The 24,315-nt window shown below is 61.8% G+C and carries 25 protein-coding genes; 11 read left to right on the top strand and 14 right to left on the bottom strand.

Annotated elements, in window-relative coordinates:
• Positions 1-4: 4 nt before the first annotated feature.
• The 5 genes from A9D13_RS15530 to recJ form a co-directional block, all read right to left on the bottom strand.
• Positions 5-466 (bottom strand): lasso peptide biosynthesis B2 protein, encoded by a 462-nt coding sequence (locus A9D13_RS15530; protein WP_066775675.1) that lies wholly within the window; start codon positions 464-466, stop codon positions 5-7.
• Positions 467-532: 66 nt separating this feature from the next.
• Positions 533-802 carry a PqqD family protein gene (locus A9D13_RS15535; protein ID WP_172808197.1) on the bottom strand — a complete coding sequence of 90 codons (270 nt, stop codon included), beginning with the start codon at positions 800-802 and terminating at the stop codon, positions 533-535.
• Positions 803-967: 165 nt separating this feature from the next.
• On the bottom strand, positions 968-1,108 hold the full coding sequence (locus tag A9D13_RS20615) for a hypothetical protein (protein WP_156522113.1): 141 nt from the start codon (positions 1,106-1,108) through the stop codon (positions 968-970).
• Between the two features lie 82 nt (positions 1,109-1,190).
• Positions 1,191-2,084, bottom strand: coding sequence for a hypothetical protein (locus tag A9D13_RS15540; RefSeq protein ID WP_156522114.1), 894 nt, complete (start codon positions 2,082-2,084; stop codon positions 1,191-1,193).
• A complete protein-coding gene (gene recJ / locus A9D13_RS15545; protein ID WP_082922491.1) occupies positions 2,074-3,786 on the bottom strand; it encodes a single-stranded-DNA-specific exonuclease RecJ in 1,713 nt (570 codons plus the stop codon). The genes A9D13_RS15540 and recJ overlap by 11 nt, the downstream gene beginning before the upstream one ends.
• Before the next feature lie 185 nt (positions 3,787-3,971).
• Here recJ and A9D13_RS15550 point away from each other — a divergent pair, with 185 nt between their 5' ends.
• From A9D13_RS15550 to A9D13_RS15560, 3 genes are all read left to right on the top strand, one after another.
• On the top strand, positions 3,972-4,325 hold the full coding sequence (locus tag A9D13_RS15550; RefSeq protein ID WP_308420377.1) for an NAD(P)H-dependent oxidoreductase: 354 nt from the start codon (positions 3,972-3,974) through the stop codon (positions 4,323-4,325).
• 350 nt (positions 4,326-4,675) lie between these two features.
• Positions 4,676-5,389, top strand: coding sequence for a hypothetical protein (locus A9D13_RS15555; protein ID WP_156522115.1), 714 nt, complete (start codon positions 4,676-4,678; stop codon positions 5,387-5,389).
• 44 nt (positions 5,390-5,433) lie between these two features.
• Positions 5,434-5,994 carry an AHH domain-containing protein gene (locus tag A9D13_RS15560; RefSeq protein WP_082922465.1) on the top strand — a complete coding sequence of 187 codons (561 nt, stop codon included), beginning with the start codon at positions 5,434-5,436 and terminating at the stop codon, positions 5,992-5,994.
• Positions 5,995-6,031: 37 nt separating this feature from the next.
• Here the strand turns inward: A9D13_RS15560 and leuA are convergent, their stop codons facing one another.
• The 6 genes from leuA to miaA all read right to left on the bottom strand — a co-directional run bounded on the left by leuA (position 6,032) and on the right by miaA (position 13,371).
• Positions 6,032-7,717 (bottom strand): 2-isopropylmalate synthase, encoded by a 1,686-nt coding sequence (gene leuA, locus A9D13_RS15565; RefSeq protein WP_066775682.1) that lies wholly within the window; start codon positions 7,715-7,717, stop codon positions 6,032-6,034.
• 273 nt (positions 7,718-7,990) lie between these two features.
• Positions 7,991-8,647 (bottom strand): YceI family protein, encoded by a 657-nt coding sequence (locus A9D13_RS15570; RefSeq protein ID WP_066775684.1) that lies wholly within the window; start codon positions 8,645-8,647, stop codon positions 7,991-7,993.
• Between the two features lie 229 nt (positions 8,648-8,876).
• A complete protein-coding gene (gene ilvC, locus A9D13_RS15575) occupies positions 8,877-9,896 on the bottom strand; it encodes a ketol-acid reductoisomerase (RefSeq protein ID WP_066775686.1) in 1,020 nt (339 codons plus the stop codon).
• A gap of 108 nt (positions 9,897-10,004) precedes the next feature.
• Positions 10,005-10,520: an acetolactate synthase small subunit gene (gene ilvN / locus A9D13_RS15580; protein WP_066775687.1), complete on the bottom strand. Its 516-nt coding sequence runs from the start codon at positions 10,518-10,520 to the stop codon at positions 10,005-10,007.
• Positions 10,521-10,549: 29 nt separating this feature from the next.
• A complete protein-coding gene (ilvB, locus tag A9D13_RS15585) occupies positions 10,550-12,265 on the bottom strand; it encodes a biosynthetic-type acetolactate synthase large subunit (protein ID WP_066775886.1) in 1,716 nt (571 codons plus the stop codon).
• Between the two features lie 164 nt (positions 12,266-12,429).
• Positions 12,430-13,371 (bottom strand): tRNA (adenosine(37)-N6)-dimethylallyltransferase MiaA, encoded by a 942-nt coding sequence (gene miaA / locus A9D13_RS15590; protein WP_229665343.1) that lies wholly within the window; start codon positions 13,369-13,371, stop codon positions 12,430-12,432.
• Between the two features lie 13 nt (positions 13,372-13,384).
• Here miaA and serB point away from each other — a divergent pair, with 13 nt between their 5' ends.
• Positions 13,385-14,266 carry a phosphoserine phosphatase SerB gene (gene serB / locus A9D13_RS15595; RefSeq protein WP_066775892.1) on the top strand — a complete coding sequence of 294 codons (882 nt, stop codon included), beginning with the start codon at positions 13,385-13,387 and terminating at the stop codon, positions 14,264-14,266.
• 3 nt (positions 14,267-14,269) lie between these two features.
• Here the strand turns inward: serB and A9D13_RS15600 are convergent, their stop codons facing one another.
• From A9D13_RS15600 to purL, 3 genes are all read right to left on the bottom strand, one after another.
• The gene (locus A9D13_RS15600; RefSeq protein ID WP_156522116.1) at positions 14,270-15,001 is read right to left on the bottom strand and encodes a glycoside hydrolase family 16 protein; all 732 of its coding nucleotides are present in this window, start codon (positions 14,999-15,001) and stop codon (positions 14,270-14,272) included.
• Between the two features lie 65 nt (positions 15,002-15,066).
• Positions 15,067-16,263 carry a glycosyltransferase family 4 protein gene (locus tag A9D13_RS15605; RefSeq protein WP_216635516.1) on the bottom strand — a complete coding sequence of 399 codons (1,197 nt, stop codon included), beginning with the start codon at positions 16,261-16,263 and terminating at the stop codon, positions 15,067-15,069.
• A 224-nt stretch (positions 16,264-16,487) separates the two neighbouring features.
• Positions 16,488-18,722, bottom strand: a complete 2,235-nt coding sequence (purL, locus tag A9D13_RS15610) for a phosphoribosylformylglycinamidine synthase subunit PurL (protein ID WP_066775897.1) — start codon at positions 18,720-18,722, stop codon at positions 16,488-16,490.
• A gap of 160 nt (positions 18,723-18,882) precedes the next feature.
• Between purL and A9D13_RS15615 the strand changes: the two genes are divergently transcribed.
• From A9D13_RS15615 to A9D13_RS15645, 7 genes are all read left to right on the top strand, one after another.
• Positions 18,883-19,137, top strand: a complete 255-nt coding sequence (locus A9D13_RS15615; protein ID WP_066775689.1) for an exodeoxyribonuclease VII small subunit — start codon at positions 18,883-18,885, stop codon at positions 19,135-19,137.
• A 4-nt stretch (positions 19,138-19,141) separates the two neighbouring features.
• Positions 19,142-20,047: a polyprenyl synthetase family protein gene (locus A9D13_RS15620; RefSeq protein ID WP_066775899.1), complete on the top strand. Its 906-nt coding sequence runs from the start codon at positions 19,142-19,144 to the stop codon at positions 20,045-20,047.
• Positions 20,048-20,067: 20 nt separating this feature from the next.
• A complete protein-coding gene (gene coaD, locus A9D13_RS15625; RefSeq protein ID WP_066775690.1) occupies positions 20,068-20,589 on the top strand; it encodes a pantetheine-phosphate adenylyltransferase in 522 nt (173 codons plus the stop codon).
• Positions 20,590-20,691: 102 nt separating this feature from the next.
• Complete coding sequence (locus tag A9D13_RS15630; protein ID WP_156522117.1) at positions 20,692-21,426, top strand: peptidylprolyl isomerase; 735 nt, start codon at positions 20,692-20,694, stop codon at positions 21,424-21,426.
• Positions 21,427-21,497: 71 nt separating this feature from the next.
• Positions 21,498-22,553: a tRNA preQ1(34) S-adenosylmethionine ribosyltransferase-isomerase QueA gene (gene queA, locus A9D13_RS15635; protein WP_066775692.1), complete on the top strand. Its 1,056-nt coding sequence runs from the start codon at positions 21,498-21,500 to the stop codon at positions 22,551-22,553.
• A 32-nt stretch (positions 22,554-22,585) separates the two neighbouring features.
• On the top strand, positions 22,586-23,542 hold the full coding sequence (locus A9D13_RS15640; RefSeq protein ID WP_066775693.1) for an ABC transporter ATP-binding protein: 957 nt from the start codon (positions 22,586-22,588) through the stop codon (positions 23,540-23,542).
• The gene (locus tag A9D13_RS15645; protein ID WP_066775694.1) at positions 23,539-24,306 is read left to right on the top strand and encodes an ABC transporter permease; all 768 of its coding nucleotides are present in this window, start codon (positions 23,539-23,541) and stop codon (positions 24,304-24,306) included. Before A9D13_RS15640 ends, A9D13_RS15645 begins: the two co-directional genes overlap by 4 nt.
• Positions 24,307-24,315: the final 9 nt, after the last annotated feature.

Consider the following 24,315-nt stretch of genomic DNA (forward strand, 5'->3'; position numbering starts at 1 on the left):
CGTTTCAGTCCGTTGGATCAGCAGGGCGCGCCGGGCGAGACGTGAAGATGAGCATCGCGCGATAATCGTCGCGATCGCAATGGCCTATTACGATTTCCTCGCCATGCTCGACCCACGCATGCCATTCATCGCGGTTACCTTTCTCATGCGAACGCGCCACGATAAGGCGCGAGGCTATGGCTCGGCGGCGCAGCATCCATTGCAGCGCGATGGCGCGCGGAAGGCATTTCGTTTCCACCGGCAGTTTTTCCGCCGCCCGCTCGACATGTCGGCCAAGACGGGCGGCATCACGCCATGCGGCGGTTTGCTGGTCGGTGGGAGAGGCAGCAGAAGAAATCGTGGCCCCCTCGATTTCTCCGAGTGTCCCACGCCAGTGCTTCATCTGAACCCGGTTCACCAGGACACGTGCGAGCGGCAGCAGGGCCATGGCCTCAATCGTCAGCAGGCGGGGCGAAGCGATGCGCATCCTGAATGGCGTGTCATGCGTGTCGGATCGGATCAATGATTTTCGGATCACGAACCTCGTTCGCTCTTATTCGAGGCGGCCAAAGCCTGCCTTGGCCAGGCTCTCGGCAAAGCCTGCAACACTCTTGCGGGCATGCTCGGGATCGACTTCATATTCGTCACATAATTGCTCGGCGATCCGGTCGAGATCGGCTTCGTCGTCGAGAAGGGTCCAGATGCGCAGCCCGACATCCTTCAGCGCGAAAAACTTTCCCGTATCGACGTCGATCAGGACAAGTTCGTCATCGATGGCGCTGGATTCATAACGTGCGGGGATTTTGATCAGGGTGCTTGGCATATCAAGGCGCACCATGCCCTGCACGGTGATGCAGCGCCATAGTGGAAAATGCGGGTCACGCTCTTATGTGGAGAACGCCCCAAACGCAGGCGAGCATGCCATCGGCAAGCAGCCACCTGCGGGGGCGTTTCGGTCAATTAGCCAATGCGATTGGCGTAATGAAAATCAGGACTTGCGCGAGAGGTTGTTCGACACGGAACCGTCGTCGAAATAATTGTTGCCCGATGCGACCGAAGAAAGATCGACGTCAAGCTGTTCGAGCTTCGGCTCGGTCCAGGCGTTCTTGTGCGCGGCGCGGGTGGTCATGCCGGAAGTCCCTTTGAGAATTGAATTTTCAATAATTGGTCATAGCTCCAGACCGTGAAATTCGCAACTGCACAATTGGTTCCTAAAGCCTGTTCAGCAGATTTGCGATAAGCGCGACATCATTCGCGAAATTGCAGCGCGAGCGTACTCGAAAGAGGTTCCAGCATCGCAGGCCGCGCGCAAGGCGCAGTAGAATGGCCCTGTGCGCCTGCTGATTTGCAAGGCCGATGGCAATCTCAATCCGGTACAAGGCATTGGTAAGCGCAGGGAATTTCTGGCTGCCGACCAGGCTTTCGAGCTTGGGCGGGCCATTTTCGGCCGAATGAATGAACACCAGCTCGCAAAGGGGAAGGGGCAGCCCGTCGCCTGACAGAGGGCCGGTTTTGCTTATATTGCCCAGATCTGCAAAAAATTTGTCCGCGCCGGGTTCGATCGGCTCCAATCGCGCAGCACCCGTTAATTCAAAAGCATCCGCGCAAAGTTTGATTCGGTCCCTGTCAGGCCACGCGTAGATGCCGTCATCACGCATTTCGATGAGCAGCACATCGTCCGATCTATGCGAGAAGCCATGTTGCGCCAATGCTGCGGCAAGAGTTGACTTGCCCTCTCCCGATTGTCCGGTGAATGCGATGACCCGGCCATCGCTTACGACGCTGCTGGCATGCAGCGGGATCAGCCCGTTAAGCCAGGCGACCGCGCCATAGACAGTGCCATTATAAAAAAGGTCGGTTTCCTCCGCACTACCCTCGCGCCCTTGCGAAATGGCAATGCCTTGTCCTTGACGATAATAGAAACGTGTTCCTGCCGGCGTGGTGAACAGGAAGCTGTCAGCACGAAGCTGGATGACCTGATTATCGACGAGCGGAGTGTCGAGCCTGTCGGGAACGGGCTCGTTCAGGATCCGCATCTCTTCACGGATGATGGCGGGAAAGCGCGAGGGGGCCGACGCGTCCGGCAAAGCCTGCTCAATCGGCAAAGGCGGCATCTTCCAGAATTAGCTCCGCAGCTGGCGTGTTACCCCAATCATCGATCTTGGCCCGCCCGGCCAGCCACAGCTTGCGACCGCGCGATCCATGAAGCAACGCCTGCCCCATCTCGGTCTCCTCTGCGCGAAAGGCTATTGCCTTGAAACGGCCGCCATCCTGCCCTGCGGCGATTAGGCGGACATGCCCCTGTCCGACGACATCTGCCTTGATCAGCGTCACCGGCCCGATCGCGACACGAGGGGCGGGCCAGCCGACGCCATAGGGGCCGGCGGCCTCCATCTGCTCCACCAGCGCAGGGTTCAGTCCGCGTGGTGACAGCGAGAGATCGAGCGTCAGGGCGCGCGATGCCATCGCCCGTTCCACATCTCGGCCCAGGCGTTCATCGAGAAAATCGCGGAACGCGTCGAGCCTGGCTTCCTCTATGGTCAGGCCGGCCGCCATGGCGTGACCGCCGCCCTTGACCAGCAGGTCTGCTTCGCGCGCGGCGATGACGGCTGCGCCCAGATCGACGCCCGCCAGCGACCGGCCCGACCCCTTGCCAAGCATCACGCCGTCTTCCGCTTCGTCATCGATGGCGATCACGAAGACCGGCTTGCCCACCTTTTCCTTGAGGCGCCCGGCCACGATGCCGATGACACCCGGATGCCAGCCGCGCCCGGCGACGACGACGACCTGCCGGTTATGCTGTGCGGAAAGCTGCGCTTCGGCAGCTTCCTGAACCGCGGCTTCGATCGCGCGGCGTTCTTCGTTCAAGACGTCGAGCCGGGCAGCGATCTCGCGGGCTTCGTCCATGTCATCGCTGGTCAGCAACCGCACGCCGAGGCTGGAATCGCCGATCCGGCCTGCCGCGTTGATGCGCGGCCCAAGGGCAAAGCCGAGATCACTTGCCTGCGGTGCGCGTTTGACCCGTCCGGCATCGATCAGCGCGGCAATGCCCGCGTTCTGGCGGCGTGCCATGATCTTCAAGCCCTGAGCCACGAAAGCGCGGTTCAACCCGTGAAGCGCGGCGACATCGGCGACCGTACCCAGCGCGACCAGATCGAGCAGGGCCATCAGGTCGGGTTCTTGGCGTTCTTGAAAATAGCCCTTCTGCCGCAAGACCCGCACCAGCGCGATGCCGAGCAGGAACGCCACGCCGACCGCGGCCAGATGTCCGTGCGAAGCCGCATCGTCGGTGGAATCGAGGCGGTTCGGATTTACCAGCGCCGCTGCGCGCGGGAGCGTGCTGGCACATTTGTGGTGGTCGACGACGATCACATCCACGCCCACCTCCGCCGCGGCGTCCAGCGCCTCATGCGCCATGGCGCCGCAATCGACGGTGACGATCAGGCTGGAGCCGTCCCTTGCCAGCTGCACCAGGGATTCTCCGGTCGGACCGTAACCCTCTAGCAGGCGGTCTGGGATGTAATGGCCGGGATCGACGCCCAGTTGCCGTAAGAGCCGGATCAGCAGCGCCGCACTCGTGGCTCCATCGACGTCGTAATCGCCATAGATGGTGATCGCCTCCCCGCTCAGCACGGCCTGTGCGATACGCTGCGCAGCCTCGTCCATGTCGTGAAAGATCGAGGGGTCGGGGAGGAAGTCGCGCAAGGTGGGGCGCATCTGGCGATCCACGTCATGCTCCTCCACCCCGCGTGACAGCAGCAGCTGGCGCAGCAGCCCCAGCCCGTCACCATCATCGCCAAGCGCCATGTTGCCGCCGCGCCAACGCCACGCCCGCCCGCTCAGCGATGCGGATACGTTGCAGACGAAGCCATGTAGATTGCGTGTTTCGAGACCGGGACCCATGCTGCGATGATAACACGGCTTTTCGCCAATGGGGCGGGCGGGCGTGGCCACGGATGGAATTATCCACCGCTATGGGGCAGGGTGGGGTGATGGGAACAGATATGGATGAGGGGCTGGTCATAATCTGGCATTCGCGCACCGGCGGAGCGGCCGCGATGGCGCGCGCTGCGATGCAGGGGGCTGCGAAATATGCTCCCGACATTCCGGCCCGGCTGATTCCGGCGGACGCCGCGAATGCCAAACACGTGATCGGCGCGAGGGCTTGCCTGTTCGTCTGCCCCGAGAACCTGGCATCGATGACCGGTGTCATGAAAGAGTTTTTCGACCGCAGCTATTATCCCGTGCTCGCCGCCGGAGAGCGGATAGCGGGCCGCCCATATGCGACGGCCATCGCCGCAGGTTCCGATGAGAGGGGGCGACGCGGCAAATCGACCGGATCGTGACAGGCTGGCGGCTCAAGCGATTGGCAGAGCCCCTGATTTGCAATTTCCACGCCCAGACACCCGAAGAGATCATGGCCGATAAAGTTCTGGATGAAGAAGACCGCAGGCGGTGCGAGGAACTGGGGGGCGGGCTTGCTGCTTATCTTGACCTTTGCTGAAATGCCGGGCGGAAACTTACTTAACGGCAAAGAAATATGTCCTGCTTCGGGATAGGTCCAAATTGGACCCTACGGCGGCTCGTCAACAGCGTTAAACTTCGCTAGTGACACATGTCTAAGCGATTGTGATTTGCTGCAATTTTGCACATTTCCATTCGACATTTCGCAATATCACACGGGAACGTTCGGAAAGTGCGGGTTTTTATCTTAACCCTGTTCTTCAAATGCGAGCCGGGGCCACTGCAAGAGCATGTGGCGGCAGAGCTCGACGCACGTGGCTGGCGCGTGAAGACCACGGATGGAGATGACGGCCTTTTCGTGTCGAGGGATGGCGATGATGCTGGCGTCTATCTCGTGAATACCGGGCTACCGGTCAGTGATGGTGAAGTCGCGGCGATCGATCATCGCTTCGGGGCCGATCCCGCAGCGATCGCCGGTTGCGCAAAGGTTGAACTCACACCGCGAGAAAACGGTGACCTCGGCGATCCGGTCGAGCGGCTGCGGGAGATGGCGGCGATCGCTCTTGCGCTGGTTGACGATAGGGTCACGGCAATATGGTGGGGCGGCGCACGAAGCCTGATTTCGCCCGACTTGTTTCAGCGTAGCGTTGGCGCCTGGCTTGCCGACGGCGCTTTCCCAGCGCTGGGCTTCACCGCGTTGGAGCGCGATGGCGACGGCCTTGTTCACTCGATCGGGCTCGGTCTGCTGGCAGGACAGGAGATCGCGGTGCATCCGGGGGGATTGGCAAATTCGCCGCCGGATCAGGCCCGGCTTGCCATCCGGGTTATAGATTTTCTCGTGCGCGAAGGCCCGTTGATGCAATCGCAGTCGATGGATGTCGAGGGGTTCGGGCCCGTGCGCTTCGAGATCGAGCAAAATAAAGGTAACATTAACCTTTATTGCTAACGCAGGTGATAACATCCCCCCGCTTAGTAGCGGATGGGTCTGATATGTTAATTGAGCTTCACGTAAGCAATAAACCGGAACGGAAATTCCGGTCTGTGAACAAGAGAGGTACAGCCGGATACAGTCCGGGCTGGCAACGGCATCACTTGCTGCCGCGCCAGCTATTGCAAAGCAAGTGCTTGAAACCTTTCCTGAATGAACTCGTTCATGAAGGGTTGGGCTTTGAAGATTTCCGCACGAATGGACTTCTGCTTCCCGGCACGGAAAAGCTGGCATTGAAGCAGGGCCTGCCGCTGCACAGGGGGCCACACCGCCTCTATAACGAAATGGTGCTAGAAAGGGTCGGCGCAATCGAGATGGCTTGGTCAGAGGCCAAGAATGGCAGGACGAATCTGTCCGGAATTCCGGATAAAACACGTCGCGCCCGTGCAAATGCCGAAGCAATGGAGCGTCTTGGCCTGCTGCAGCGCGCCCTGCGCCGCCGCCTCGTCAGCTCGTCGGGTAAGCCGATGGTGCTCAACCGGAAGGATCCGATCGGCGCGAACATCGACTTCTCGCATCTCGATGCAATGGCTGAAACGCTCTGGCAGGATACCTCCGGCTAGGCGGGCGCACCGGCCTGGCCGGCGCGCCCACAACAGATCAGCCTTCCTGTAACTGCCACGCGCCATTCGCGGCGCTGAGGATCGCGCGGACGCTGGCCGTGGCGATATCTTCGTCAATACCCACGCCCCAGATCGTGTCGCCGCCGGGCAGCACGCATTCGACATAGGCTGCAGCCCGTGCATCCGATCCCTTGGTCATGGCGTGTTCGGAGTAATCGTTCACCTCCAGCGCCAGTCCGAAACTGTCACGCAAGGTAGCGATGACAGAGCTGATGAGGCCATTGCCGCGGCCCGACACGCTCTTCTCTTCGCCATTGACAGCGATCTTGCCGCTGAAGACGCGCGTACCATCGGCGGCGCGGGCCTCTTCATATTCGACAAGCTGGAAATGCTGCGGTCGCGACAGCTTGTATTCGTTGCGGAACGCCTGCCAGATATCCTCGGCATTCAGTTCGCGGCCAGTCTCGTCGGCCATGTTCTGCACGGCTTTGGAGAAATGCGGCTGCAGGCGCTTGGGCAGCTTCAGGCCCTTGTCCTGCTCCAGCACCCAGGCGAAGCCGCCCTTGCCGGACTGCGAGTTGACGCGGATCACCGCCTCGTAATTGCGGCCCAGATCGGCGGGGTCGATGGGCAGATAGGGCACGCGCCAGAACTCATCGTTCTGCTGGTCGTGCGCTTCGAAACCCTTTTTGATCGCGTCCTGATGGCTGCCCGAAAACGCGGTGAAGACCAGTTCCCCGCCATAAGGGTGGCGCTGGTGCACAGGGATCTGGTTGCAGTATTCGACCGTCTCGATCACGGAATCGATGTCGGAGAAATCAAGCTCCGGATCCACGCCCTGCGTGTACATGTTCAATGCCATGGTCACGAGGCAGCAATTGCCCGTGCGCTCGCCATTACCGAACAGGCAGCCCTCGATCCGGTCGGCGCCCGCCATCAGGCCCAGTTCCGCCGCGGCAACGCCGGTGCCACGGTCATTGTGAGTATGCAGGCTGATCACCGCGCTTTCGCGGTTGGGCAGGTTGCGGCAGAAATATTCGATCTGGTCGGCGTAGATATTGGGCGTTGCCGCCTCGACCGTGGCCGGCAGGTTGAGGATGATCGGCTTTTCAGGCGTCGGCTGCAGGATTTCCATCACCGCCTCACAGCATTGGATCGAGAAATCCAGTTCGGCCGTCGAAAACGTCTCCGGCGAATATTCGAAATGCCAGTCGGTGTCGGGGCGCTTGGCGGCCTCGTCACGGATGACCTTCGCGCCCTTTACCGCGATCTCGCGCACTTCGTCCTTCGTCATGCGGAACACGATGTCGCGCCATGCCGGGCTGACCGCATTATAGACGTGGACGATGGCCTGCTTGGCGCCTTCCAGGCTTTCGAAGCTGCGGCGGATCAGGTCCTCGCGGCTTTGCGTCAGCACCTGCACCATCACGTCATCGGGAATGCGGTCGCCACGCACGAGGCCCTGGATGAAGTCGAATTCGGTCGCGCCCGCTGCGGGAAAGCCGACTTCGATTTCCTTCAGTCCCACGCTTACCAGCGTGTCGAAAAAGCGGTTCTTCTTCACCGCGTCCATCGGGTCGATCAGCGACTGGTTGCCGTCGCGCATGTCGGTCGACAGCCAGCGGGGTGCCTTGGTGATGGTATTGCCCGGCCACTGGCGGTCAGTGATCGGCACGGTCGGGAACGGTCGGTATTTGACCGAAGGGTTCTGCAGCATGGTCATGTGAGTGTCGCTTTGCTTGATCGGATCTCGATGCGTCAGCCTTTTGCCCTGTGGGCGGTCAGCCGGTCTAAGTCATGTCCCCCGGGGCGCCAGCCGCGCCGTGGACACGACGCATCGCCTCACGCCCGGGGGCGGATAAGTCGCAGGAGTAGTCCGAGCTTTGCGTTCATGGGGCTGCCTATGATGCCGATTGCATCGTTTGTAAAGTAAAAGCCTTACCAAAAAGGGCGCTCTCCCGCAGGAAAGCGCCCTATCTTGCATTGGCGGAGCAGCTTACTGCTTTTCGAAAGCCGCTTCGATGTCGAGCGTGACCTTGTCGGAGACGTAGGGCACAAAGGCCGACACACCGAACTGCGAACGCAGCACCGTGGCGCGACCGTGGAAGCCGATCGTTTCCGCCTTCGTCATCGGGTTGGTGCCAGCGCCGGTGAATTCGGCCGCAATCAGCACCGGACGCGTAACGCCGTTCATGGTGAGATCGCCAAAGATATTGGCAGTGGTCGCACCGGTCGGCTCGACCTTGGTCGAAACGAAATGCGCGTCAGCCGGTTCAGGGCCAAAGAAATCGGGCTCGGCTCCGTCGGCGCCTGCGCGCAGCAGGTGGTCCTTCAGCTCTGGCTCGGCCACGGTGACCGAAGAAACCGGGATCGTCACATCCAGCTTCGCAGCGGCAGGATTGGCAGGGTCCAGCTCAAGCGAGCCGGTCACGCTGCCGAAGATGCCGAAGTAATCGGTAAATCCGAAATGGTTGACGCGAAATCCGACCAGCGTGTGGGCGGGGTCAGTGGCATAGGTGCCGGCGGTTACGCGCGACACATCGACCTGGCCGGGCAGGGCGGCATCGTCCTGCGCGAGCAGCGGGGCAGCGGCAATGCCTGCGCCCGAGAGCGCGAGGGCGGCGATGGCGGCACGGGTCTTCGTGAACTTCATGATCAGTCTCCTCCTTGGAATGAGCTTGCGACGTAATTTGGCGCATCGCGGGCAATCCTGAAAGAAGGCACAGAGTTGTAACTGCTGAAGTTTCCGTTTCATCCTATTCTAAAACAAGAGAAAAAAATCCCGCCGCCCCGTTAAAGGGCGGCGGGCTTCACGACCCGTCGGGGAAGCCATGCGCGCGGCATTTCCGAAACCGCGCGGGACGCATGGCCTTTTGGCGGACTTAGTTCTTTTCCTTGTCCACCAGCTTGTTCGCACCGATCCACGGCATCATGGCGCGCAGCTTCGCACCGGTCTGCTCGATCGGGTGTGCCTCGGCGGCCTTGCGGCTTGCCTTCAGTTCGGGCTGGCCAGCGCGGTTGTCGAGAACGAAGTCCTTCACGAAACGGCCCGACTGGATGTCGGCCAGCACGCGCTTCATCTCGGCCTTGGTCTCATCGGTGATGATGCGCGGGCCGGTCTTGATGTCGCCATATTCGGCGGTGTTCGAAATCGAGTAGCGCATGTTGGCGATACCGCCTTCATACAGCAGGTCGACGATCAGCTTGGTTTCGTGCAGGCACTCGAAATAGGCCATCTCGGGGGCGTAGCCTGCCTCGACCAGCGTTTCGAAGCCGGCCTGAATCAGATGGGTGACGCCGCCGCACAGCACGGCCTGTTCGCCGAAGAGGTCGGTTTCGCACTCTTCCTTGAAATTTGTCTCGATGATGCCCGAACGGCCACCGCCAACGCCCGAAGCGTAAGCGAGCGCAACGTCATGCGCATTGCCGGTCGCATCCTGATGGATCGCGATCAGGCAGGGCACGCCGCCGCCGCGCGAATATTCGCTGCGCACGGTGTGACCGGGGCCCTTGGGCGCAATCATCATGACGTCGATGTCCTTGGGCGGCTCGATCAGGCCGAAGTGCACGTTGAGGCCATGCGCAAAGGCGATGGCGCTGCCCGGCTTCATCTTGCCGGCGATATCGTCGCTATAGATCGCAGCCTGATGCTCGTCGGGTGCCAGCATCATCAGGATGTCGGCCCATTCGGCTGCTTCCGAATTGTTCATCACCTTGAATCCGGCAGCTTCTGCCTTCTTGCGCGTGGCCGAACCTTCGCGCAGGGCGATGGCAATATCCTTGACGCCGCTGTCGCGCAGGTTCTGCGCATGAGCGTGGCCCTGGCTGCCATAGCCGACGATGGCGATCTTCTTGTCGGTGACCAGATTGATGTCACAATCGGCGTCGTAATAAACCTTCACTTCAGTTTCCCCTTATGCCCGGCGGAATAGTGCAGGGCGGTTAGACGGGCCGACACGCAGGATCAATGGGCGTGAATGCGGCCGCTCGGTTTCAATAAACTTGTGCTGTCAAACCCCGTTGGGGCCGCGCATCATGCCGACGATGCCGGTGCGGCCAACTTCGACAAGGCCCAGTTCGCGCATCAGCGCGACGAAGCTGTCGATTTTATCGGGGGCGCCGGTGAGTTCGAAAATGAAGCTCTCCGTCGTGGTATCGACCACCTTGGCACGGAACACATCGGCCACGCGCAGCGCCTCGACGCGGATATCGCCCTTGCCGGCGACCTTCACCAGCGCGAGCTCACGCTCGACATGCTGGCCGCATTCGGTGAGGTCGACGACCTTGTGAACCGGCACGAGGCGTTCGAGCTGTGCGTGGATCTGGTCGATCACCTGCGGGGGCCCGTGCGTCACGATGGTGATGCGCGAAACGCGGTGGTTCTCGGTGATGTCGGCCACGGTCAGCGAGTCGATGTTATAGCCGCGCGCGGTGAACAGACCCGCGATCTTGGCGAGAATACCGGACTCGTTGTCGACGGTGATGGCAAGGACGTGGCGTTCCTGCTCTCGGTGCTGAATATGCATCTTGCTGTCTTTCGCTGGTATCCGGGCGCTCACACCGATGCCTTCGCCTCTGCGGTGACGGTCTGCGCGGCGGGCGCTTCGTCGCCATAGAGCATCATGTCGGTATGCGCCGCGCCCGAACGGAACATCGGCAGGCAATTGGCGAGCTTCGCCACGCGGCAATCGACGATGACGGGGCCATCGTAATCGATCATCGCCTGGATGCCGGCATCAAGGTCGGCGGGGTCGTCGATGACGATGCCCTTCCACCCATAGGCCTCCGCCAGCTTCACGAAATCGGGAAGCGCGTCGGAATAGCTGTTCGAATAGCGCGATTCATAAGTCAGCTCCTGCCACTGGCGGACCATGCCCATGAATTCATTGTTGAGGATGAAGATCTTCACCGGCAGGCGATACTGGCTCGCCGTGCCCAGTTCCTGGATGTTCATCTGGATGCTGGCTTCGCCGGCAATATCGATCACCAGCGCATCGGGATTGCCGATCTGCGCGCCGATCGCGGCAGGCAGGCCATATCCCATGGTGCCCAGACCACCGCTGGTCAGCCATTTGTTCGGGCCGAAGAAACCGAAGTGCTGCGCCGCCCACATCTGGTGCTGGCCGACTTCGGTCGAGATGATCGGGTCCTTGTCCTTCGTCAGCGCGAACAGCCGGTCGATGGCGTATTGCGGCATGATCTCGGTTTCGGACTTCGGGTAGTTCAGCGAACCCTTGGCCTTCCAGCCCTCGATACGGGCCTTCCACTCGGTCAGGTCGTTGGCGTCGTGACCGGCCGCTTTCCACTGCGCGATCATCTGGCGCATGATCTCACCCACATCGCCAAGGATGGGGAGGTCGACGGCGACCGTCTTGTTGATCGACGAACGGTCGATATCGACGTGAATCTTGCGCGCGTTGGGGGCGAAATCCTCGATCCGGCCGGTAACGCGGTCATCGAAACGCGCGCCAAGGCACAGGATCAGGTCGGCACGGTTCATCGCGTGGTTCGCTTCCCACGTGCCATGCATGCCCAGCATGCCCAGCCAGTCGGAATGGTCGGCGGGAAATGCACCCAGCCCCATCAGGGTCGAAGTGACGGGCGCGCCGGTCAGTTCCTGCAGCTCACGCAGCAGGGCGCTGGCGTGCGGACCGGAATTGATGATGCCGCCGCCGGTATAGAGGACAGGCGATTCCGCCGCAGCCAGCCAGTCCATGGCCTGCGCGATAGCCTCAGCGTCACCCTCGAACGGAGGGTTGTAGCGCGACGCCATCTCGCTTGCCGTGCCGTCGATGCTGGCAACCTGAACGTCTTTCGGAATGTCGATGACGACGGGACCGGGACGACCCGTGGTCGCGATCTTGAACGCCTCGGCGATAGTCGCTTCCAGCTCCGCGGGGTCTTTCACCAGATAGTTGTGCTTGGTGCAGTGACGCGTGATGCCAACGGTATCGGCTTCCTGAAATGCGTCGGTGCCGATCATGGCGGTCGCGACCTGTCCGGTCAGCACGACCATCGGGATCGAATCCATGAACGCATCGGCAATGCCGGTGACGGCATTGGTCGCGCCGGGGCCACTGGTGACGAGAACGACGCCCGGCTTGCCGGTGGAGCGGGCATAGCCCTCTGCCGCATGGGCGGCGCCCGCTTCGTGGCGGACGAGGATGTGGCGAATGCGCTCGTCCGAAAACAGAGCGTCATAGATGGGTAGCACCGCGCCGCCGGGATAGCCGAAGACCACTTCGACGCCCTGCTGTGCCAGGCTGTCCATCAATATGTCTGCGCCGCTGCGCTCGGTCACGTTTACGCTCCATCGGTTTGATCTGGCCCCGCTGCATGCGCATGCGGGTTGCCGGAATAATCAAGGCCCGAGCGAACTGGCGCCGGGCCTTGGGATTCTTCCGTCGATGGCGGCGAATTAGGTGACGTAAGATTTCATGTCAAGCGCAAATTACGTAACATTGTTGCGATCTGATCCTCAAATTGGGAATCATATCGCTCCGCTCGGGTCCAATTTTGCGGAGGCTGGCGGCGAAACCAGGTGTATTGCCGCTTGGCATATTGGCGCGTGGCCCGCGCGCCCTGTTCAATCGCCTCTTCTCGCGTGATTTCCCCTGCAAGCATGGCCGCGATCTCGCAGACCCCGATGGCCCGCATGACGGGGAGTGCCGGATCGAGCGATCGGGACAGCAGGGCTTCCACCTCCGCTATCGCTCCGCGCTCCAGCATCACGCCAAAGCGCAGGTCGCAGCGTTGGTAAAGCCAGTCTCGGTCGGGCAGCAGGACCATTGCGGCAAGATCGATCTCGTTTCCGATTCCGCCTTCGAGCATGCCGTGCCAGTGCGAGAGCGGATGCCCTGTCGATCGTATGACTTCGAGCGCGCGCGCGACACGGGTCGTATCAGCCGCGTTCAGGCGGTCGGCGGCTTCTGCATCTTCGGCCTTTAATGCCGCATAGGCATCGCTGACGGGAAGGGCACGCACTGCTTCGCGAACGGCAGGGTCGATCGCCGGTATGGGAGCGATCCCTTCGATCAGGGTCTTCATGTAAAGCCCTGTCCCGCCAACGAGGATGGGAAGGCGCCCGGCATCCTGCGCCTCGGTAATCTCGGCCTTTGCGGCGGCGGCCCAGTCTGCGGCAGAGCACCCTTGCGCGCCATCCCATGCACCGAACAGGCGATGCGGCACGCCGCGCATTTCCTCATCGCCAGGTCGTGCCGAGAGGATGGAAAGATCGGCATAGACCTGCGAACTGTCGGCATTGATCACCGTTGCGGGCAAACCGCGCGCTTCGCTCGCCAAAGCGAGCCTTACGGCAAGATCGCTCTTGCCGCTGGCGGTCGGCCCTGCAATGAGCGCGACCTTCGGTTTATCCATGGAGTCATTACCCTTGCTCATCGCCCGGCTGATAGCAGACCCCGCCGTTCTTGAAACCGCGCTCGCAACGGCGACTGCGGCGTTGGCCGATAAAGGCTGGCATGTGGCTGAGGCGACGATGCTCGATTTCTGCGGCGACGTGCTGCAGATATCGCTGCCCGATGGCGATGCGGATGGGGTGCGTGCGATCCTGTCAGACGCTTTTGGGCCGAGCGACCTGCTGCTTTCCAGCGGTCCCATCGAAGTGCCCCACCTATTCGTATCCGACATGGATTCAACCATGATCGGGCAGGAATGCATCGACGAGCTGGCCGATTTCGCCGGGCTGAAGCCACAGATCGCCGCCATTACCGAACGTGCGATGCAGGGCGAACTGGATTTCGCCAGTGCGCTGACCGAACGGGTCGGGCTGCTTAAAGATTTGCCCGAAGCTGCCATACAGCAGTGTCTTGATGAGCGGATTCGCCCCATGCCCGGCGCGCGCACGCTGGTCGAAACATTGAACGCGCGCGGTTGCCACACGGTGCTGGTCACGGGCGGGTTTCACAGTTTTGCCGACCCCGTGGCGGAAATGCTCGGCTTCACGCGTGTCGTCGGCAATGTGCTGGGCGTTGCGCAAGGCAAGCTTACCGGCAATCTGGCCGCTGCCATCGTCGACAGCTCGGTCAAGCAGAAGACGCTGGAAGAAGAAATGGCCCGACTTGGCGCGGGCGCGCGCAGCCTTGCCATGGGCGACGGTGCCAACGACATCCCGATGATCGAGGCGGCGGACTATGGCATATCCTATTACGCCAAGCCCAAGGCCCGCGCTGCCGCCGATGGCTGGGTGGAACGGGGCGATCTGACGAGCGTGCTAAAACTCTTCGACGTGCCCGAAAGCGAGTGGATCAAGTAGACATCAGCAGTCCGGCGCATCGGGGTCGAGCGCGTAGACATGCACGAAATCGACCTTGAGCTTTACCGGATTGGGCGTCTTGTCGATCGGCCAGCCGGCACCAAGCGCAAGGTTCACGATCGGATATAGCGGCGGGTCATGCTGCGGCGGTGTCGGCTGTTGCCACACCGGTTTTCGGTCGAGATACCAGGTGATGTATTTCGGCCCGACCCGCGCGCCGAAACGATGCCAGCGCGCTGGTATTGCCCGCTTTTGGTCGATCCCGTGATCTATATGAATCTCCTCGACCCCCGGCGGCGGGCGCCAGAGGTGCAGGGCGGTGCGATACTGCGCTGGCTTATGGCCGTAGAATTCGACCACGTCGACTTCGAGCGTAGTGCGTTTCCTGTCGGTAGGTCGCTGCGCGGCCAGCCAGAATGCGGGCCAGGTTCCCGCTCCGCGCGGCATTTTCATGCGCGCTTCAAAATAGCCGTATTGCGTTCCCGCATTGCCGCGTCCCTTCGGATCGGATGCGGCAAGCAGGCCTGAACGCCATTTGCCATCGGCGCCTTTTCGCGCGGTGATGGTCAATATGCCATTTTTCACCGTGAAAGGGCCATCGGGGCCGGGATCCATAAAGCGCGCATCGCCGAAATCGCCGTTCCATGGGGTATGCGCCGTCCAGCGCGCATCGGGGCCGATCTCATCTCGTGATGCGGCGAGCGTGTCGAACTCCTCCCGGAAAATCGGCCGCATCCGGCAAAGATCGAGCGGTTGCATCGATGGAGCGACGCCGATCGCCAATAGAAGCGACGTGAAGATCACCCGGTGGCGGCGGGCGCGATCAGCGCCTCGCTCAATTCGACATGGCGGCGGATATAGGAATCGGCATCGATCGCGCCGGACAGCATGCGCGATTGCGCGCGGCGGGCCATGTCGCGGGCGCCCTGCGGATCGGCCGCGATCCGGGCAAACGCATCGGCCATCGCCCTGGCATCGCCGACAGGGACATAATGTGCGCAGTCCTGCCCGAAATAGGCGTCGAGGCCCCCGGTGTCCGTTGCCACCATGGGGACGCCCGCCAGTGCGGCCTCCTCCATCACGGTGATCCCGCTGGCGTGGAAGTTGGGCGAAAGCGGCACGCAAACCACGCCGGCCTCGGCGAAGTGGCGGCGCAATTCGTCGTTGGATCGCGCCTGGTGAATTTCCACATTGTCATGCCCTGCCGCAAGCGATGCCGGGGCAGTGGCCGACAGGATCGTCAGCGCATATTCGGGCCGATCAATGACGGCATCGACCAGAGTGCGCCAGTCGCGGTGCCGGTCATTGCCCACGGCAAGGATCTTGAGCGGGGCGTCCGAACGCATGCGCGGCTTTTCAAATTTCTCCGCCGGGATGCCAAAGGGGATGAATTCGCATCGCGTTCCCGGAAACAGGCGCTCTGCCAGCGAACGGTTGTGCGGCGACAGAAAGCTGAGCACATCGACATAGGGCATGAGCTTGCGAGCCAGCGCCCGGCGCCAGAAACCCATTCGCGACCATTGATCGCAAAGCCACACGGTCTGCCCGACCAGCATGGGGCGCTTCCCTTTTTGCAGGCCGCGACGCTGGAACACGGCGGCGACGGCAAGGGTCTGGGATTCGGTATGCGTCCAAACGACGTCGGCATCGCGCATTGCCGCCCATTGGCGGCGAGCGTGTATGTAATCGAACCCCGTAATCACGCGCAGCGCAAGGCGAACGACTTTCGCGGCCAGCGATTCTGCATGCGAGGTAGAGAATGTGACATTACAGCCCATGTCGACTGCGCGCCCATAGCCATAGGGCGTTTCATCGTTCACGCCGACCAGCGTGCCCGCATCATATGCCGCTTTCCAGCGCGCGGCATCCTTGTCGCTGGCGAGATGCACGAATACGTTGATCTTGCTTGCTCCAGCATGCCGAACCGCATCGGGCCCGGTTTTCAGGACCGCCTCGTCATACTGCTGTAACCTTGAGCGCTGATCGAGAACGTCCAACTTAACCTTCCTTTGAACCGAAAGTCTTTTTTTGACTTCGGGGGACGGTTTGATTTTCTTCGAACAGGGGCTTTCTGTCCATCACCTTCAAGGTTTCTGGATGCGGTAAAGATAGTTGCGGCAACTATCCGATCGAAAACGAAGATTACCCGATCGGTTTAATTGAAACCGATCCAACAGCCATGAGGAAATGAGCCAGCCACTGGAAATGGCAGGCTGCTGGCTCAGCCATCCATCCAGTCAGCGAAGAACGCAAGGTGGCTTGCTTTCAGTTCGGAGAGAGGAACCATGCTCTCGGCATTCACCGCCCGGAAGACGAGCTTGTCGCCACCGGTTACGCCTAGCGCGATGGCAGCAAGGCCCGCGGCTTCGGCGGCCTCGAGGATCGGTTCGGCTTCGCTTGCCGTCACGACATAGCGGGCCTGATCTTCGCCGAACCAGAACGCCGCCTGGCTCAGGCGATCCTCCGGCATGGCGACGGTGCAGCCCATGCCGCCCTTCATCGCCATTTCCGCCAGCGTAACGGCAAGGCCGCCGTCGGAGCAATCGTGCACGGCAGTCACGGCCTTGTCGGCGATAAGCTTGCGCACGGTTTCACCCGCGGTCCGCTCAAGGTCGAGCATGACAGGGGGCGGAGTGCCTTCCTCGCGGCCATGGATATTGCGCAGCCACAGCGACTGGCCCAGATGGCCGCTTTCGCCGCCGATCACCACGATCTGCTCGCCCGCCGCCTTGAAGCCGGGGGTCGCCATGATCGCGTAGTCCTGCATCAGGCCGACGCCGCCGATGGCAGGGGTGGGCAGGATTGCGCTGCCGCCACCGGTCGCCTTCGACTCGTTGTAAAGCGAGACATTGCCCGACACGATCGGGAAATCGAGCGCCCGGCACGCATCGCCCATGCCTTCGAGGCAGCCGACGAACTGGGCCATGATCTCGGGCCGCTGCGGGTTTGCGAAATTCAGGCAGTTGGTGACGGCCAGTGGCAGCGCACCCACCGCGCAGATATTGCGCCACGCCTCGGCAATGGCCTGCTTGCCGCCTTCATGCGGGTCGGCATAGCAATAGCGCGGGGTGCAGTCGGTGCTGATCGCCAGCGCCTTTTTCGTGCCATGCACGCGCACGACGGCCGCATCGCCGCCGGTCTGCAGCGTGTCCGCGCCGACCTGCGAATCGTACTGCTCGGCAATCCACTTGCGCGAGGCGAGATCGGGGGAGCCGACCAGCGCCTTAAGATCACCCGCGACATCGTTAGTCTCGGGCAATTCCTGCAGCACGGTGGTGCCGACCCAATCGGCATATTCCTCGCGGCTGATATAGGGGCGGTCATAAAGCGGCGCGTCTGCGGCCAGCGGGCCGAGCGGGATGTCGCAAACGACCTCGCCATCGAATTCCAGCACCATGTGGCGCGTATCGGTGACTTCGCCGATGACCGCGAAATCCAGCTCCCACTTACGGAAAATCTCTTCCGCCATGGCTTCCTTGCCCGGCTTCAGCACCATGAGCATGCGCTCCTGGCTTTCCGAAAGCATCATCTCGTAAGGCGTCATGCCCTCTTCGCGGCAGGGGACCTTGTTCATGTCGAGGCGGATGCCCGCCTTGCCATTGGTCGCCATCTCGACGGACGAGGATGTGAGGCCCGCCGCGCCCATGTCCTGGATCGCGACGATGGCGTCGGTCGCCATCAGCTCGAGGCACGCCTCGATCAGCAGCTTTTCCGTGAAGGGGTCGCCAACCTGCACGGTGGGGCGCTTCTCTTCCGAATCCTCGCCGAAATCGGCGCTGGCCATGGTTGCGCCATGGATGCCGTCTCGCCCGGTCTTCGACCCGACATAGACGATCGGATTGCCAAGGCCCGTTGCGGCGGAATAGAAAATCCGATCGGCGTCCGCTACGCCCACGGTCATCGCATTGACGAGGATATTGCCGTCATAGGCGGGGTGGAAGTTGGTCTCACCGCCAACGGTCGGCACGCCGACGCAATTGCCATAGCCACCGATGCCGGCGACCACGCCCTGCACCAGATGCTTCATCTTCGGGTGATCGGGGCGACCAAAACGCAGCGCGTTCATGTTCGCCACCGGGCGCGCGCCCATGGTGAACACATCGCGCAGGATGCCGCCAACGCCCGTCGCCGCGCCCTGATAGGGCTCGATATACGAAGGGTGGTTATGGCTCTCCATCTTGAAGATGCAGGCCTGACCGTTGCCGATGTCGATGACGCCCGCATTTTCGCCGGGGCCGCAGATGACCCAGTCCGCCTCGGTCGGAAGCTTCTTCAGATGGAGGCGCGAGCTTTTATAGCTGCAATGCTCCGACCACATCACGGAGAAGATGCCGAGTTCGACGAGATTGGGCTCCCGCCCCAGCGCATGCAGCACGCGCTCGTATTCTTCGGGGGAGAGGCCGTGAGCCGCTACGACATCGGGCGTGATCTTGTCGGGCGTGGTGGATTGGGTCATGGCGCGCGCATAGCCACGCGAGCGCGCCTGCGCCAGCCCCTCTTTCACGCGAAACGCATCACAATCCCCGGTCACGAGGGCTTTCGCGCAATGAAGTGTTGTTGGCAGGGCGGTCCGCCAGCCTTGACCATGGCGGGCCGCCGTTCCAAACACGCCTGCAATGAGTGAGCAAACAGCCGATATTTCGCAATTGAGCTACGAGCAGGCGCTGGCCGCGCTCGAAGACGTGGTCCGCAAGCTGGAAAGCGGGGAGGCGGCTCTCGACGAGTCGATCGCGCTTTACGAGCGTGGCGAACATCTGAGGAAACACTGCCAGGCGCGTCTCGACGCGGCGCAGGCCCGGATCGAGGCGATCGTCGCCGACGCCGAAGGGCGAGCGACCGGAACTCGCCCCTTTGACGAACCGGGCGCCTGAGGTGGTGGCGACAACCGTGTCTGAAAACCTCCTTGGGCAGGCGCTCGAACGGATCGCGACAGAGGTCGATGTCTGCCTCGACGCGCTGCTGCCTTTACCGGGCGATGCCCGTGCCCGTCTGGTCGAGGCGATGCGCTATGCCGCCATTGGCGGCGGCAAGCGGATGCGCCCGCTGCTGTGCGCCGCGACTGCCGAGATGCTGGCGGTTGACCGTGAACTGGCCGTTCGCGTCGGCTGTTCGATCGAAGCGATCCATGTCTATTCGCTGATCCATGACGATCTGCCGTGCATGGACGATGACGACATGCGCCATGGCAAACCGACGCTCCACCGAGAGTATGATGAGGCGACCGCCGTGCTGGCGGGCGATTCGCTGCATGCGCTGGCGTTCGAGATCCTGTCCGATGCATCGCGCATTCCCGATCCCTTTACCCGCGCCGAACTTGTCGCCTGCCTTGCCAAAGCGAGCGGCGCGCAGGGCATGGCCGGCGGGCAGATGATGGATATCGTCGCCGAAGAGCGTGAGTTCGATCTCCACACCGTTACCCGGCTTCAGCAGCTGAAAACCGGCGCACTGCTGGCAGCTTCGGTCGAAATGGGCGCGATCCTTGCCCATTTGCCGGAAGAGGGACGCAAGTCGCTGCGCCACTATGCGCATGACATCGGCCTCGCTTTCCAGATTGCCGACGATCTCCTCGATCACGAAGGGGACGAGGAACTGGCGGGCAAGGCGCTCAGAAAGGACGAGGCGGCGGGCAAGTCGACCTTTGTTTCGCTGCTGGGCGCAGAACGTGCGCGCGAACAGGCGCGTGCGCTGGTCGACCAGGCGATCGGTCATCTCGATCAATATGGGAGTGAGGCCGACCTGCTGCGCGCGGTGGCCCGCTTTGTTGTCGAACGTAAGAAATAAGAAGGCGAGGGGAAGCAGTCTTGAGCGAAGGCAAGCCGCTGGTCGGGATCTATCCCGGCACGTTCGATCCGATCACGCTGGGGCATTGCGACATCATCCGTCGCGGCTCCAAGCTGGTGGACAGGCTGATAATCGGCGTCACCACCAATCCGTCGAAAAATCCGCTGTTCTCTCCTGAGGAGCGCATCGCGATGGTCGAACGCGAGGCGGAGGCGCTGGGGATCGACAATGTCGAGGTCGTCGGCTTCAACGCACTTCTCATGCGCTTTGCCGAAAGGCAGGGGGCGCAGCTGATCATCCGGGGACTGCGGGCCGTTGCGGATTTCGAATATGAATACCAGATGGCGGGCATGAACCAGCAGCTCAACGACGAGATCGAGACGGTATTCCTGATGGCGGATGTGTCGCTTCAGCCCATCGCGTCAAAGCTTGTAAAGGAAATCGCCCAGTTCGGGGGCGACATCACGCCCTTCGTCAGCCCGGCGGTAAAGGACGACGTGGTCGAACGCGTCGCCGCGCAGGGTCTGAAAGGCGATTACTGAAAACAGCCCTTATCGCGCCACCGCTGCGTGAAAGGTTTTTATTCATTTGATTGTCAGCGGCGGTCGTCTAGGCCCGCGCGCAGACTATCCGAGGGATCATTCATGACCATCCGTTTCACCCTGCTTGCCGCTATCGGCGCTGCCTCGCTTGGCCTTTCGACCGGCGCGATGGCGCAGGACGCCGACACGACCGCCAATGCAGAGGCCGATACTGCCGTAGAAGAGGCTGCACCGGCCCCCACGATCACGCCGGAATACTGGACCGTCGACACTGACCTTACGCATGAGCCGGAAAACATCTGGGTTCTCGACCTGGCGAACGGCGGACGCGTCCAGATCCGCCTGAAGTCCGAATGGGCACCTAACCATGTCGAGCGTATCAAGACGCTGACCGAACAGGGCTTTTACGACGGCACGATCTTCCACCGCGTGATCGATGGCTTCATGGCGCAGGGTGGAGATCCGACCGGCACGGGGCGCGGCGGGTCGGAGCTTCCCGACCTCAAGGCGGAATTCAACCGCGTACCGCATCTGCGCGGGACGGTGGCGATGGCGCGTAACGGCAATTCGGACGATTCGGCCAACAGCCAGTTCTACATCATCTTTTACCCGACCATGGCAATCGACGGGAAATACACCGTCTTTGGCCGGGTGATCGGCGGCATGAATCATGTCGATGCGATCCAGCGCGGTCAGCCGCCGCAAAACCCGACGAAGATCGTCCAGGCATCGCTGGAGAGTGACCACAAGGCACCGCCAGTAGCCGCTTCGGCCGAGCCGGAGATCACGGCGGACATGCTGAACGCAGCCACGCCCGAAAGCGCGCCGGCACAGTAATCCGCGCAAAGCCCCGGTCGGTAACGGTCGGGGCTGGCCTTTCGCCCGCTCTGGTCCTAGTGGCTCGCCCCATGCGAGTGGACGCCTTCGATTTCGACCTTCCGCAAGAGCGGATAGCCCTGCGGCCCGCGCGCCCGCGTGACGCGGCGCGCATGCTGCTGGTGCGCGGCAGCAAGATGGAGGATCGCGGCGTTCGCGATCTGCCCAGCCTGCTGAACAAGGGCGATGTGCTGGTCTTCAACGACACGCGCGTCATTCCTGCCCAGCTGGAAGGCGTGCGTCCCCCGCGCGATGGAGAGCATGGCGAGGGCGCCAAGATCGGGGCGACCCTCCACAAGCGTATAGACCTCAGGCGCTGGCAGGCGTTCATCCGCAACGGCAAGCGCCTGCGCGAGGGTGACATGGTCGAATTCCCCGCTGGCGTGACTGCCATTGCCGAAAACCGCCACGACGATGGCAGCTGGTCGCTGTCCTTTGGCGGCGATGAACCTGTCGAAGTGCTGCTGGAACGTGCGGGGCAGATGCCTTTGCCGCCCTATATTGCGGGCAAGCGCGGAACGGATGAACAAGACCGCAGCGATTACCAGACCATGTTTGCCGAGCGTGACGGCGCGGTCGCGGCCCCGACCGCATCGCTGCACTTCACGCCGGAGCTGATCGCCAGGCTGGACGAAGCGGGGATCGGGCGTGAAACGCTGACGCTGCATGTCGGTGCGGGGACATTCCTGCCAGTCAAGGCGGACGATACCGACGACCATGCCATGCACGCCGAATGGGGCCGCATCGAACCTGATGTCGCAGAGCGCCTGAACGCCGTCCGCGCCGCAGGTGGCCGTGTTATCGCGGTTGGCACTACCGTCCTGCGCCTGCTGGAAAGCGCCGCGGGTGAAAACGATCTTATTCGACCCTTTGCTGGTGATACCTCGATCTTTATCACGCCCGGTTACAGGTTTCGCGCGGTCGATGGCCTGATGACCAATTTCCATCTGCCCAAATCGACGCTGTTCATGCTTGTCAGCGCGTTAATGGGGCTCGATACCATGCAGGCGGTCTATGCCCATGCGATTGAGCAGGAATATCGTTTCTACTCCTATGGCGATTCCTCGCTGTTGCTGCCCGCTGCTTGAAATCGTCTCTACCGGCCCCCAATGATGGCCGGGTGGAAACCATTCTTGATATTCGCGGTCTGACCAAGACCTATCCCGGCAGGGGATCCGCCCCGCCGGTCGATGCTCTTAAAAATGTCGATCTCACGATCCGCAAAGGTGAGATTTTCGCGCTGCTTGGCCCAAATGGCGCGGGTAAGACGACGCTGATCGGCGCGGTCTGCGGCATGGTGCGGCCCACTTCGGGGTCGATCCATGCCTTCGGCCTCGACATGAAGCATGACTGGCGGACGATGCGCGCGCGAATTGGCCTCGTCCCGCAGGAGATGAGCGTCGATATCTTCGAAAAGGTGCACCGCTCGGTCGCCTATTCGCGCGGATTGTTCGGACGCAAGGCGGACCCTGCGCGGATCGAGGAAGTGCTGCGCACGCTCTCGCTGTGGGACAAGCGTGATTCCCAGCTTCGCGCGCTTTCAGGTGGGATGAAGCGCCGCGTGCTGATCGCCAAGGCGCTGGCACATGACCCCGACCTGCTGTTCCTCGACGAACCGACAGCCGGGGTGGATGTCGAGCTGCGCCGCGACATGTGGAACACGATCGACAAACTGCGCGAGCAGGGCGTCACCGTCATTCTGACGACCCACTACATAGAGGAAGCCGAGGAGATGGCCGACCGCGTGGGCGTCATCAACAAGGGCCGCATCCTTCTGGTCGACGATAAGGACGCGATCATGGGCCGGCTTGGCCGGACGGAAGCGGAATTCACCCTTTCACAGCCGCTTGCCAGTCTGCCCGCATCGCTATCCGACTTGCCGGTCACGCTGGAAAACGATGGGCGTACCATTGCCTTTCGTGGCGGCGATGGATCGGGGCTGGGTAAGGAGCAGGTGGCTGCGCTGGCCCAGACTCTGGTGCGAGAGAACATCGGATACACCGCGATCGACCAGCGCGAATCGAGCCTTGAGGACATTTTCGTCAAGCTGGTGGAAGAGGAGGGGGCCACATCATGAGCTTCAACCTGACCAGCGCGCTGACGATCTATCGCAATGAGCTGCTGCGGTTCCTGCGCACCGTGTTCGGCTCTCTCATTTCGCCGGTGCTGACGACTTGCCTCTATTTCATCGTCTTTGGCGCGGCCATCGGCGGGCGGATGGATCAGGTCGGCGGCGTCGATTATGGCGCATTTATCGTGCCCGGCCTGCTGCTTTTGACCATGCTGTCGGAAAGCACGTCGAACGCCAGTTTCGGGATCTACATGCCGCGCTTTACCGGCTCGATCTACGAACTGCTTTCAGCCCCGGTCGGCGTGGCCGAGACATTGGTAGGGTTCGTGGGAGCTGCGGTGACCAAGTCCCTGATATTGGCCTTGATTATCCTGACCACCGCCACATTCTTCGTAGACTACCAGATCGCGCACCCCGTGTTCGCCTTCTTCTACATCCTGCTGGTGGCCAGCGCGTTTTCACTGCTGGGCTTTATACTTGGCCTATGGGCGGACGGGTTTGAAAAGCTGCAAATGGTGCCGCTGCTGATCCTGACGCCGCTGACCTTTCTGGGCGGCACATTCTATTCGATCGACATGCTGGCCGAGCCGTGGCGCACCGTCGCCCTGTTCAACCCCATCGTCTATCTCGTCAGCGGCCTCAGGTGGACATTCTATGGCCAGGCCGATGTCGATATCGCAACCGCAACAGGGCTGACTGTCGGCTTCCTGATACTATGCGTCGCTGTTATCACTGTTATCTTTCATACAGGCTGGCGGCTTCGCGAGTGATTTGATAGC

Origin of the sequence: Croceicoccus mobilis (assembly GCF_001661965.1) — a bacterium.
Taxonomy (GTDB): domain Bacteria; phylum Pseudomonadota; class Alphaproteobacteria; order Sphingomonadales; family Sphingomonadaceae; genus Croceicoccus; species Croceicoccus mobilis.

Bases quoted from the DNA above. Each gene is read 5' to 3' on its own strand.
- A9D13_RS15645 (WP_066775694.1), top strand. From the start codon at position 23,539: ATGAGCTTCAACCTGACCAGCGCGCTGACGATCTATCGCAATGAGCTG.
- A9D13_RS15560 (WP_082922465.1), top strand. From the start codon at position 5,434: ATGTTAATTGAGCTTCACGTAAGCAATAAACCGGAACGGAAATTCCGG.
- A9D13_RS15615 (WP_066775689.1), top strand. From the start codon at position 18,883: ATGAGTGAGCAAACAGCCGATATTTCGCAATTGAGCTACGAGCAGGCG.
- ilvB (WP_066775886.1), bottom strand. From the start codon at position 12,265: ATGGACAGCCTGGCACAGCAGGGCGTCGAAGTGGTCTTCGGCTATCCC.
- miaA (WP_229665343.1), bottom strand. From the start codon at position 13,371: ATGGATAAACCGAAGGTCGCGCTCATTGCAGGGCCGACCGCCAGCGGC.
- A9D13_RS20615 (WP_156522113.1), bottom strand. From the start codon at position 1,108: ATGACCACCCGCGCCGCGCACAAGAACGCCTGGACCGAGCCGAAGCTC.
- A9D13_RS15570 (WP_066775684.1), bottom strand. From the start codon at position 8,647: ATGAAGTTCACGAAGACCCGTGCCGCCATCGCCGCCCTCGCGCTCTCG.
- A9D13_RS15550 (WP_308420377.1), top strand. From the start codon at position 3,972: ATGGGAACAGATATGGATGAGGGGCTGGTCATAATCTGGCATTCGCGC.
- leuA (WP_066775682.1), bottom strand. From the start codon at position 7,717: ATGACCATGCTGCAGAACCCTTCGGTCAAATACCGACCGTTCCCGACC.
- recJ (WP_082922491.1), bottom strand. From the start codon at position 3,786: ATGGCGCTTGGCGATGATGGTGACGGGCTGGGGCTGCTGCGCCAGCTG.
- A9D13_RS15630 (WP_156522117.1), top strand. From the start codon at position 20,692: ATGACCATCCGTTTCACCCTGCTTGCCGCTATCGGCGCTGCCTCGCTT.
- A9D13_RS15600 (WP_156522116.1), bottom strand. From the start codon at position 15,001: ATGCGGCCGATTTTCCGGGAGGAGTTCGACACGCTCGCCGCATCACGA.
- A9D13_RS15535 (WP_172808197.1), bottom strand. From the start codon at position 802: ATGCCAAGCACCCTGATCAAAATCCCCGCACGTTATGAATCCAGCGCC.
- purL (WP_066775897.1), bottom strand. From the start codon at position 18,722: ATGACCCAATCCACCACGCCCGACAAGATCACGCCCGATGTCGTAGCG.
- A9D13_RS15530 (WP_066775675.1), bottom strand. From the start codon at position 466: ATGCGCATCGCTTCGCCCCGCCTGCTGACGATTGAGGCCATGGCCCTG.
- ilvN (WP_066775687.1), bottom strand. From the start codon at position 10,520: ATGCATATTCAGCACCGAGAGCAGGAACGCCACGTCCTTGCCATCACC.
- queA (WP_066775692.1), top strand. From the start codon at position 21,498: ATGCGAGTGGACGCCTTCGATTTCGACCTTCCGCAAGAGCGGATAGCC.